The organism is Pseudarthrobacter sp. ATCC 49987 (genome assembly GCF_009928425.1).
Taxonomy (GTDB): domain Bacteria; phylum Actinomycetota; class Actinomycetes; order Actinomycetales; family Micrococcaceae; genus Arthrobacter.
Map to the genome: position 1 here is coordinate 4015217 of NZ_JAABNS010000001.1, position 12148 is coordinate 4027364.

2 protein-coding genes and 4 rRNA genes are annotated in these 12148 nt (G+C 59.3%); 4 read left to right on the forward strand and 2 right to left on the reverse strand.

From position 1 onward, the window contains the following. The first annotated feature begins 64 nt into the window (after window positions 1-64). From GXK59_RS18645 to rrf, 3 genes are all read left to right on the forward strand, one after another. Window positions 65-1588, forward strand: a 16S ribosomal RNA gene (locus GXK59_RS18645). 527 nt (window positions 1589-2115) lie between these two features. Continuing rightward, window positions 2116-5249, forward strand: a 23S ribosomal RNA gene (locus GXK59_RS18650). 188 nt (window positions 5250-5437) lie between these two features. Continuing rightward, a 5S ribosomal RNA gene (rrf, locus tag GXK59_RS18655) occupies window positions 5438-5554 on the forward strand. The 16S, 23S and 5S rRNA genes sit together here, the layout of an rRNA operon. Window positions 5555-5993: 439 nt before the next feature. Here rrf and GXK59_RS18660 read toward each other — a convergent pair. Beyond that, window positions 5994-7310, reverse strand: a complete 1317-nt coding sequence (locus GXK59_RS18660; RefSeq protein ID WP_160668835.1) for an ISL3 family transposase — start codon at window positions 7308-7310, stop codon at window positions 5994-5996. A 149-nt stretch (window positions 7311-7459) separates the two neighbouring features. Next, on the reverse strand, window positions 7460-9883 hold the full coding sequence (locus GXK59_RS18665; RefSeq protein WP_160668836.1) for an HAD-IC family P-type ATPase: 2424 nt from the start codon (window positions 9881-9883) through the stop codon (window positions 7460-7462). 619 nt (window positions 9884-10502) lie between these two features. Between GXK59_RS18665 and GXK59_RS18670 the strand changes: the two genes are divergently transcribed. Then, window positions 10503-12026: ribosomal RNA gene (locus tag GXK59_RS18670) — 16S ribosomal RNA — on the forward strand. Window positions 12027-12148 lie beyond the last annotated feature (122 nt).

Consider the following 12148-nt stretch of genomic DNA (forward strand, 5'->3'; position numbering starts at 1 on the left):
TTTCAAATTTTGTGCAGCGCGTGCATCCCGTTTTCCCGGGGGCGCGTGTTGTGTCTGTTTTACTTCAACGGAGAGTTTGATCCTGGCTCAGGATGAACGCTGGCGGCGTGCTTAACACATGCAAGTCGAACGATGAACCTCACTTGTGGGGGGATTAGTGGCGAACGGGTGAGTAACACGTGAGTAACCTGCCCTTAACTCTGGGATAAGCCTGGGAAACTGGGTCTAATACCGGATATGACTCCTCATCGCATGGTGGGGGGTGGAAAGCTTTATTGTGGTTTTGGATGGACTCGCGGCCTATCAGCTTGTTGGTGAGGTAATGGCTCACCAAGGCGACGACGGGTAGCCGGCCTGAGAGGGTGACCGGCCACACTGGGACTGAGACACGGCCCAGACTCCTACGGGAGGCAGCAGTGGGGAATATTGCACAATGGGCGAAAGCCTGATGCAGCGACGCCGCGTGAGGGATGACGGCCTTCGGGTTGTAAACCTCTTTCAGTAGGGAAGAAGCGAAAGTGACGGTACCTGCAGAAGAAGCGCCGGCTAACTACGTGCCAGCAGCCGCGGTAATACGTAGGGCGCAAGCGTTATCCGGAATTATTGGGCGTAAAGAGCTCGTAGGCGGTTTGTCGCGTCTGCCGTGAAAGTCCGGGGCTCAACTCCGGATCTGCGGTGGGTACGGGCAGACTAGAGTGATGTAGGGGAGACTGGAATTCCTGGTGTAGCGGTGAAATGCGCAGATATCAGGAGGAACACCGATGGCGAAGGCAGGTCTCTGGGCATTAACTGACGCTGAGGAGCGAAAGCATGGGGAGCGAACAGGATTAGATACCCTGGTAGTCCATGCCGTAAACGTTGGGCACTAGGTGTGGGGGACATTCCACGTTTTCCGCGCCGTAGCTAACGCATTAAGTGCCCCGCCTGGGGAGTACGGCCGCAAGGCTAAAACTCAAAGGAATTGACGGGGGCCCGCACAAGCGGCGGAGCATGCGGATTAATTCGATGCAACGCGAAGAACCTTACCAAGGCTTGACATGAACCGGAAATACCTGGAAACAGGTGCCCCGCTTGCGGTCGGTTTACAGGTGGTGCATGGTTGTCGTCAGCTCGTGTCGTGAGATGTTGGGTTAAGTCCCGCAACGAGCGCAACCCTCGTTCTATGTTGCCAGCGCGTTATGGCGGGGACTCATAGGAGACTGCCGGGGTCAACTCGGAGGAAGGTGGGGACGACGTCAAATCATCATGCCCCTTATGTCTTGGGCTTCACGCATGCTACAATGGCCGGTACAAAGGGTTGCGATACTGTGAGGTGGAGCTAATCCCAAAAAGCCGGTCTCAGTTCGGATTGGGGTCTGCAACTCGACCCCATGAAGTCGGAGTCGCTAGTAATCGCAGATCAGCAACGCTGCGGTGAATACGTTCCCGGGCCTTGTACACACCGCCCGTCAAGTCACGAAAGTTGGTAACACCCGAAGCCGGTGGCCTAACCCCTTGTGGGAGGGAGCTGTCGAAGGTGGGACTGGCGATTGGGACTAAGTCGTAACAAGGTAGCCGTACCGGAAGGTGCGGCTGGATCACCTCCTTTCTAAGGAGCACCTACAACAACCTCGCCAGGCGTTATGTCTGTGTGGTGGTGTTGTCAGGAGTACGCCCGTTGCGCAGACGCTAGTTCTGCGGCGGGTGCTCACGGGTGGAATATCAACAAATAGCGGCCGCTGGTTTTTCCTGCGGCACCCAGTACGGATCCTTTTGTGCTTCTTTGGAAGTGCGGGGTTCCTGGAACGGTGTCCGGGGGTACGGGCGGTTTAGTGTTTGGCACACTGTTGGGTCCTGAGGCAACAGGACCGGGGTCCGCGGCTTTGGCTGTGGTGTCCGGGACTTGTGTTTCTGGTTTCCTGGCTGCACCGAGCGCACACGTGTGTGTGGGGTGTGTGGTATGGGGTTGTTGTTTGAGAACTACATAGTGGACGCGAGCATCTTTTATAAGAAGCAATTTCCAAGAATATGAACCTGGATCTGTGCCGTTGCGTTGGTTGTGCCCTTTGGGGTGTGGCTTGGGTGGCGGTGTGGTTTTCATGGTTCTCTCGAAAATTAGCGTTTTTGATCTTTTGTGGTCAAGTTTTTAAGAGCACACGGTGGATGCCTTGGCATTAGGAGCCGAAGAAGGACGTAGGAATCTGCGATAAGCCTGGGGGAGTCGATAACCGGACTGTGATCCCAGGGTGTCCGAATGGGGAAACCCCGCCAGGGGCGCGAGCTGCCTGGTGACCCGCATCTGAACACATAGGGTGCGTGGAGGGAACGCGGGGAAGTGAAACATCTCAGTACCCGCAGGAAGAGAAAACAATAGTGATTCCGTCAGTAGTGGCGAGCGAACGCGGATCAGGCTAAACCGTTCCATGTGTGATAGCCGGCGGGCGTTGCATGGTCGGGGTTGTGGGACTTCCCATTCTGTCTCTGCCGGGACAGTGGGGTGTGTAGTGCAGGCATAGGTGAACGGTCTTGAAAGGCCGGCCAGAGAGGGTGTGAGCCCCGTAACCGAAATGTTGTGTACCGCCCGGGGAGTATCCCAAGTAGCACGGGGCCCGAGAAATCCCGTGCGAATCTGTCAGGACCACCTGATAAGCCTAAATACTCCCTAATGACCGATAGCGGACCAGTACCGTGAGGGAAAGGTGAAAAGTACCCCGGGAGGGGAGTGAAACAGTACCTGAAACCGTGTGCTTACAATCCGTCGGAGCAACCTTGTAGTTGTGACGGCGTGCCTTTTGAAGAATGAGCCTGCGAGTTAGTGTTACGTCGCGAGGTTAACCCGTGTGGGGAAGCCGTAGCGAAAGCGAGTCTGAATAGGGCGTTGCAGTGGCGTGATCTAGACCCGAAGCGAAGTGATCTACCCATGGCCAGGTTGAAGCGACGGTAAGACGTCGTGGAGGACCGAACCCACTTCAGTTGAAAATGGAGGGGATGAGCTGTGGGTAGGGGTGAAAGGCCAATCAAACTTCGTGATAGCTGGTTCTCCCCGAAATGCATTTAGGTGCAGCGTTGCGTGTTTCTTACCGGAGGTAGAGCTACTGGATGGCTAATGGGCCCTACAAGGTTACTGACGTCAGCCAAACTCCGAATGCCGGTAAGTGAGAGCGCAGCAGTGAGACTGTGGGGGATAAGCTTCATAGTCGAGAGGGAAACAGCCCAGACCACCAACTAAGGCCCCTAAGCGTGTGCTAAGTGGGAAAGGATGTGGAGTTGCGAAGACAACCAGGAGGTTGGCTTAGAAGCAGCCATCCTTAAAAGAGTGCGTAATAGCTCACTGGTCAAGTGATTCCGCGCCGACAATGTAGCGGGGCTCAAGTACACCGCCGAAGTTGTGGATTTCAGATATTAGCTAAGCCGCCCCTTGTGGGTTGGTTCAGGCGTCTGGAGTGGTAGGGGAGCGTCGTGTGGGCAGTGAAGTCGCGGTGTAAACCAGCGGTGGAGCCTACACGAGTGAGAATGCAGGCATGAGTAGCGAAAGACGGGTGAGAAACCCGTCCGCCGAATGATCAAGGGTTCCAGGGTCAAGCTAATCTGCCCTGGGTAAGTCGGGACCTAAGGCGAGGCCGACAGGCGTAGTCGATGGACAACGGGTTGATATTCCCGTACCGGCGAAAAACCGCCCATGCTGAACAGGGGATACTAACCGCCCGAAGCCTGCCTGACACCCCTTGTGGGTGAAGGGTTTTGGTGGAGCGCGGGACCTGATCCTGGGAGGCAAGCGTATTAACAGGTGTGACGCAGGAAGGTAGCCGAGCCGGGCGATGGTTGTCCCGGTCTAAGGATGTAGGGCGAACGGTAGGCAAATCCGCCGTTCATGATGCCTGAGACCCGATGGGACTCCCGTGAGGGGGGATTCGGTGATCCTATGCTGCCTAGAAAAGCATCGACGCGAGGTTTTAGCCGCCCGTACCCCAAACCGACACAGGTGATCAGGTAGAGAATACTAAGGCGATCGAGAGAATTATGGTTAAGGAACTCGGCAAAATGCCCCCGTAACTTCGGGAGAAGGGGGGCCCCCATCGTGATGGACACAAGCTGTCCGGAGCGTGCAGGGGCCGCAGAGACCAGGGGGAAGCGACTGTTTACTAAAAACACAGGTCCGTGCGAAGTCGCAAGACGATGTATACGGACTGACTCCTGCCCGGTGCTGGAAGGTTAAGAGGACCGGTTAGCCGCAAGGCGAAGCTGAGAATTCAAGCCCCAGTAAACGGCGGTGGTAACTATAACCATCCTAAGGTAGCGAAATTCCTTGTCGGGTAAGTTCCGACCTGCACGAATGGAGTAACGACTTCCCCGCTGTCTCAACCATAAACTCGGCGAAATTGCAGTACGAGTAAAGATGCTCGTTACGCGCAGCAGGACGGAAAGACCCCGAGACCTTTACTATAGTTTGGTATTGGTGTTCGGAGTGGCTTGTGTAGGATAGGTGGGAGACGTTGAAGCCCGGACGCCAGTTCGGGTGGAGTCATCGTTGAAATACCACTCTGGTCACTTTGGACATCTAACTTCGGCCCGTAATCCGGGTCAGGGACAGTGCCTGATGGGTAGTTTAACTGGGGCGGTTGCCTCCTAAAAAGTAACGGAGGCGCCCAAAGGTTCCCTCAGCCTGGTTGGCAATCAGGTGTCGAGTGTAAGTGCACAAGGGAGCTTGACTGTGAGAGAGACATCTCGAGCAGGGACGAAAGTCGGGACTAGTGATCCGGCGGTACATTGTGGAATGGCCGTCGCTCAACGGATAAAAGGTACCTCGGGGATAACAGGCTGATCTTGCCCAAGAGTCCATATCGACGGCATGGTTTGGCACCTCGATGTCGGCTCGTCGCATCCTGGGGCTGGAGTAGGTCCCAAGGGTTGGGCTGTTCGCCCATTAAAGCGGTACGCGAGCTGGGTTTAGAACGTCGTGAGACAGTTCGGTCCCTATCCGCTGCGCGCGCAGGAAATTTGAGAAGGGCTGTCCTTAGTACGAGAGGACCGGGACGGACGAACCTCTGGTGTGTCAGTTGTACTGCCAAGTGCACCGCTGATTAGCTACGTTCGGATGGGATAACCGCTGAAAGCATCTAAGCGGGAAGCTCGCTTCGAGATGAGATTTCCATACACCTTGTGTGTGAGAGGCCCCCAGCCAGACCACTGGGTTGATAGGCCGGATGTGGAAGCGAGGACTAACGACTCGTGAAGCTGACCGGTACTAATAGGCCGATAACTTACACCACACACTCTCTTCGTGAACGGATTCAAAAGACGTTCACACCATGAAGAGAGTACAAAGAAACAAGACTGCTTGCGTCCACTATGTGGTTCCCAAACAACAAACCCGTTGTTCGAGGAACCAAACCAACTGAATAACACCACAGTTGTAACACCAGACTTCCCACCCCCCAGGGGGAACGGGACAAAAGGTTACGGCGGTCATAGCGTGGGGGAAACGCCCGGTCCCATTCCGAACCCGGAAGCTAAGACCCACAGCGCCGATGGTACTGCACCCGGGAGGGTGTGGGAGAGTAGGTCACCGCCGGAACATCATTAAACGGTCGAGAGCCCCAACCACCACGGTTGGGGCTCTCCCGCGTTTAACGGCTTGTATCCCTTAAGTGGCCCTTCGCAGATGAGCGTGGTTAGGCGGTCTGAGACTGGCGCCGCGGCGTAAGCCGTTTCCGGTGCGGCGTGGTGCGGCGGGAAAGAGGTCAGGGCCTCTTTGAATTGGTAGCGACCAAGCAACCAATATCCAAAAGAGACCCTGACATGAATAACTCTATGTCTTGTTCCCATGGCCGATGGTGCACGCGTGCGGACGCGCTGCTCGGTGTCGAAGGCGTCCACGTCAGCTCCGTCACGGCCACCGCGGCCGGCCTGGTTCTGGGCGTCGAAACCGGGGAGGACGTCACGGGCTGCCCCGACTGCGGCGTCGTCGCCGTAGGCCATGGCGGCTCTTCCACTTTTGGCGTGGCGGCAGGTGTTCAGCATGCTTGTTGGGCTGCCGTGTACAACAATAGCCGGAGCCCGTAATGCTCATGATTCCGGTATCCGCGGGCCGCTCGTTTGAGGTTCTTGGCGCTGAGGTTCGCCGCTTCGCTGCGCGCGTTCGTGACCCTGGCCCGGCAGAACGTGAGCAGTTCTTTGCGCCACATTTTCAGGGTCAGGAACAGTGATTTCGCCTCGCGCATTCTGGTCGCTTTCACGGCGTTTTCGAGCTCGGCCCAGGCTCGGTGGAAGCCGTCGATGTGATTGGTCTTCAGCAGCTGGCGGACGTGTTCCTTGATGCCCCAGACGACACCGAGTTCAAGGTCAGAGCCAATGATTTCCTGCATCCGTCCGCGCTGGGCGGAGGACATGTTTTCCTGGTTGCAGGTCAGCAATTTCCGGTACTTCCAGGCCGGATCCGTGGCCCTGCCGCGCCTGCCGTGGAGGTCGTGAGCGCGGCGCCGCCGGACATCGGTGACCATCTGGTTCGCCCGGGCCACCACATGCCAGTGGTCCACGGTGATGGCTGCCTTGGGCAGGACCTTGCGGATGGCCCGGCGGAACTCGGTGGACATGTCCATGGCCACCATTTCCACCTTGTTACGCCACCAGCGCGGTCGTGCGCCGATCCAGTTACGCACCGCCTGGCCGCGGCGGCCGTCCACAATGTCCAGGATCGCGCCGGTGTCCAGGTCCGTGAAAACGATCGACCAGGGCTCTACCCGGGTGACTTTTCCGGCATCGTTTTTCAGGTAGCGGACCCGCCGGAAGCGGTGCTCGTCCACGCCCAGACGGCGGACCAGCCGGAAGCGGTGCTCGTCCACGCCCAGACGGCGGACCAGGCGACGGTCCACACCGCCGTCCAGGACGGCAGTGTCCTCCATGACACGCATGGCGGTCGTCCACGACACACCCGAGGCCGCGGCAACCCGGGAGACGGCCCGAAGCTCCGCGGACAGGTCTGCGACAATGCCGGCCACGAGCCTGCTGGTCAGCCGGGAACGCAGCGGAATCTCATCGGTGGTCTGCACGAAGGACCGCCGCGGACACTGCGGTTCCAGACACGCCAGCCGCCGCTTCCGGACCCTGACGTCCAAGGGCTCTCCGCCGCACTGGACATCCCGGACACGGTGAACCGGACGGGCCTGGATCCGGGACGACAACACCCCGCAGTCAGGACAAGCCCCTTCCCGCTCGACCGGCTCGACAAGAACCGTCCGGACCCCGCCGGCGCGCTCGGCGGAGAGCACAACATGGCCCTCCAAATTGAACAGAATCGACGCGGCATCGCACGTCTGCGTAATCTGTAACAAGGCTCGTAGTCCTCAGCAATAGATGTCTCGACAACACCTATGCTCGCAGGGCTACGAGCCCCTTCATTTGAAGGACACCACGCTAAAAGTCGATGAGCCCATTTAACCCCCAAACCACCAGGGAAACCCCCGGACACCCGGGAGCTGGCTCAGCGGGGGAACTTCCGGCCGTGGAACAGGGCCAGGAGTTCGATGGCGAGCCCTCCGCCAACCGCGGCTATGCCGGCTGCCCACAACATGTCCGCCGGCGGAAAGGCCAAGTGGAAGAAGTCCTGGGCCAGCGGCAGGTTTCGCAGAATCACGAGGCTGGCACACATCGCCAGCAGCACCGCCAGCTTCTTGGCATCGAGCGGGCGCGAGACCACCGAGAGAATCCACAACCCGATCACAGACAGGGTAAGGACCGACGCGGACTGCAGCGACTCCGGCACGGCGCCGGGAGCGCCGCGAGAACCCGCGTACAGGTTCAAACCAAGCAGCGAGGCGGCAACAATCAGCCCGGCGGGGATGGAGAACGACAACGACCTGCGGAGGAACCCCGGCCGGTAGCGGCGACCATTGGCCATCAGCGCCAGGAAGAAGGAGGGGATCCCAATCGTGAGGCCGTCGGTGAAGGACAGTTGGCGCGGCAGGAAGGGAAACTGCAGATTGAGGAGGCCGAAGCTGACTGCGATCGCGATCGAGTAGGCCGTCTTGCTGAGGAACAGCTTGGACACGCGCTCAACGTTGGCGATCACGCGGCGGCCCTCGGCCACCACGCCGGGCAGCCGGTCGAAGCGACCGTCCAGCAGCACCAGCCGGGCCACAGCCTTCGTGGCAGGTGCGGCGGAGTTCATCGCTATCCCAAGGTCTGCTTCTTTCAATGCCAGCACATCATTGACGCCGTCGCCGGTCATCGCGACCGTATGCCCGCGGCGCTGAAGCGCTGCCACCATGTCCTTCTTCTGCTCCGGGCTGACCCGGCCGAAGACAGTGTGGCCGTCCATCACCTCTTCAAGCAGCACGGGGTTGGCCGGGAGCTGCCGGGCATCGTAGCCTTCCCCGACCTCCAGACCCACGGAGCGCGCTATAGCCGCGACCGTCCGGGGATCGTCCCCCGAGATGATCTTTAGCTCAACACCCTCGTTGCGGAAGTAGTCCAGTGTCTGTCGGGCATCGGCACGGATCTGTTCCCGAAACGTGAGCACCACGACGGGTTTCACCCGTGCCGGCAGTGTTGGGTCATCGGCAGTGATGGTGGTGCCGTCCACGTAGGCCAGCACGACGGTCCGCAGCCCCGAGGCGGCGAGCCGTCCGGCCTTGCCCAGGGCGTCACCGGTCGCGGGTCCTGCGTTGCCGCCCCCGGTCCTGTCCGCCAGCACGATTTCCGGGGCGCCCAAGACCCATGAGCCGTGGCGTGCCCCTCCGCCGTCGAAAGTCACAGAACTCCACTTCCGCGCGGAAGAGAACGCAACAGACGAGACCGCCGTCGTGCCGCCGTCGTGCTCGAAATCCGTCTCAAGGCAGCGCGACGTCGCGTTTGCCTCCGGATCCGCAGCAAACCAGCCCAAGGCGTGCTCCCACCCGGGTTCCGCGGGGCCGGCCAGCTCATGCACGCCGTCGAAGATGATTCTGCCTTCGGTGAGCGTCCCGGTCTTGTCCAGGCAGAGGACGTCGACGCGGGCGAGGCCTTCGACCGCAGCCAGCTCCTGGATAAGAACCTTGTTGCCCGCCATCCGGACGCCGCCGACAGCGAAAGCAACGCTTGAGAGCAGAACCAGCCCCAGCGGAACCATGGCGATGACGCTCGCAATCACCCCCACCAGCGCGGAGGTCCAGGCCCCGCTGGCGAGGGCGGCCTCCCAGCCGCCCCTGGACTGCATTTCACCGTTGGCAACGATGAGGGCCACCGGCAGCAGCGCCCAGGTCAGCCAGCCCAGAATCCTGTTGAGGCTGTTGCGGATCTCAGAGTTGACCAGGGAGAACCGTTTCGCGTCGGCGGCAAGCCTGCTGGAGAAGGACTCAGCTCCCACCCGGACTACCCGCGCCGTGCCCCGGCCGGCGACAATGATCGAGCCGGAGAGCACTTCGGTCCCCGCATCCTTGTCCACGGGATCGGACTCCCCGGTGAGGAGGGATTCATCGGACTCCAGTCCCCCGCTCTCGAGGACGGAGGCATCGGCCGTGACCTGATCGCCGGCCCGCAGGACCAGGACATCGTCAAGTACGACGTCGGCGGTCGGGATCTCCTGCACCGTCCCGTCGCGCAGTACGCGGGCCAGCGGGGCCTCGAGGACGGCAAGGCGGTCCAGGGACCGTTTGGCGCGGTACTCCTGGACGACGCCGATGACGGCGTTGCCGGCAGCTGCCAGCCCAAAGAGTGCATCCTGCCAGCTGCCCAGCAGGAGCAAGAGGATGAAACTTGTGCCCACGATCGCGTTGAAAAGAGTCAGCACGTTTGCGCGGACGATTTCCCACAGGCTGCGGCTGGTTGCGTCCTGCACCCGGTTGTCGAGGCCGCTGCTCATCCGGGAGGCCACGTCGCCGCGGGAGAGGCCGTTGGCCGCCGGTCCGGACACGCGCCGGTGGAGCATGCCTGGTCCTTGGCGCCGGTGTTCTGCCATCACCTCCTGATCGTAACGGGAGGTGCGTCGGATTGCAGGTGACGGAGCACACAGGTGCGGCTATTGGGGGTTATCGGTGCTGGGGGCCTTGTGGGGTGTCTGTTTTTCGTGTGGTGGCGGGGTTTTTGGGGGTGTGGGGGTGGTGGTGGGGGTGGATTTGTGTGGGGGTCTGGTGGCGTGTAAAGTAATTCGAGTCGCCGCCGCTGTTGCGGAGAGATTGCGACCGACCCCCTGATTGAATGGCCTGGAATATGGCGCGCTTTGTGGCGTGCCGGTGTTTCGGGTGGGGATCCCCTCGTGGAGTTGTGAGTCGCGGAAACGCTGATTTGCAAAGGCTTCCGGGTTCGGGTAAGTTTGATAAGTTGCTCCGGAGCGATCCACGGCCTTGGTTGTGGTGGTGCCGGGTGTGTCTGTTGTTTGAGAACTCAATAGTGTGCCAAGTTTGTTGATACCAATTTATTGTATTGAATTGGTTGAATTGATCAGGTCCGCCACCCCGTGGTGTGGTCTGGTTTTTACAGCTGGTTTCAAATTTTGTGCAGCGCGTGCATCCCGTTTTCCCGGGGGCGCGTGTTGTGTCTGTTTTACTTCAACGGAGAGTTTGATCCTGGCTCAGGATGAACGCTGGCGGCGTGCTTAACACATGCAAGTCGAACGATGAACCTCACTTGTGGGGGGATTAGTGGCGAACGGGTGAGTAACACGTGAGTAACCTGCCCTTAACTCTGGGATAAGCCTGGGAAACTGGGTCTAATACCGGATATGACTCCTCATCGCATGGTGGGGGGTGGAAAGCTTTATTGTGGTTTTGGATGGACTCGCGGCCTATCAGCTTGTTGGTGAGGTAATGGCTCACCAAGGCGACGACGGGTAGCCGGCCTGAGAGGGTGACCGGCCACACTGGGACTGAGACACGGCCCAGACTCCTACGGGAGGCAGCAGTGGGGAATATTGCACAATGGGCGAAAGCCTGATGCAGCGACGCCGCGTGAGGGATGACGGCCTTCGGGTTGTAAACCTCTTTCAGTAGGGAAGAAGCGAAAGTGACGGTACCTGCAGAAGAAGCGCCGGCTAACTACGTGCCAGCAGCCGCGGTAATACGTAGGGCGCAAGCGTTATCCGGAATTATTGGGCGTAAAGAGCTCGTAGGCGGTTTGTCGCGTCTGCCGTGAAAGTCCGGGGCTCAACTCCGGATCTGCGGTGGGTACGGGCAGACTAGAGTGATGTAGGGGAGACTGGAATTCCTGGTGTAGCGGTGAAATGCGCAGATATCAGGAGGAACACCGATGGCGAAGGCAGGTCTCTGGGCATTAACTGACGCTGAGGAGCGAAAGCATGGGGAGCGAACAGGATTAGATACCCTGGTAGTCCATGCCGTAAACGTTGGGCACTAGGTGTGGGGGACATTCCACGTTTTCCGCGCCGTAGCTAACGCATTAAGTGCCCCGCCTGGGGAGTACGGCCGCAAGGCTAAAACTCAAAGGAATTGACGGGGGCCCGCACAAGCGGCGGAGCATGCGGATTAATTCGATGCAACGCGAAGAACCTTACCAAGGCTTGACATGAACCGGAAATACCTGGAAACAGGTGCCCCGCTTGCGGTCGGTTTACAGGTGGTGCATGGTTGTCGTCAGCTCGTGTCGTGAGATGTTGGGTTAAGTCCCGCAACGAGCGCAACCCTCGTTCTATGTTGCCAGCGCGTTATGGCGGGGACTCATAGGAGACTGCCGGGGTCAACTCGGAGGAAGGTGGGGACGACGTCAAATCATCATGCCCCTTATGTCTTGGGCTTCACGCATGCTACAATGGCCGGTACAAAGGGTTGCGATACTGTGAGGTGGAGCTAATCCCAAAAAGCCGGTCTCAGTTCGGATTGGGGTCTGCAACTCGACCCCATGAAGTCGGAGTCGCTAGTAATCGCAGATCAGCAACGCTGCGGTGAATACGTTCCCGGGCCTTGTACACACCGCCCGTCAAGTCACGAAAGTTGGTAACACCCGAAGCCGGTGGCCTAACCCCTTGTGGGAGGGAGCTGTCGAAGGTGGGACTGGCGATTGGGACTAAGTCGTAACAAGGTAGCCGTACCGGAAGGTGCGGCTGGATCACCTCCTTTCTAAGGAGCACCTACAACAACCTCGCCAGGCGTTATGTCTGTGTGGTGGTGTTGTCAGGAGTACGCCCGTTGCGCAGACGCTAGTTCTGCGGCGGGTGCTCACGGGTGGAATATCAACAAAT

Excerpts from the sequence above, each read along its gene's own strand:
- GXK59_RS18665 (WP_160668836.1), bottom strand. The coding sequence starts at position 9,883 with ATGCTCCACCGGCGCGTGTCCGGACCGGCGGCCAACGGCCTCTCCCGC.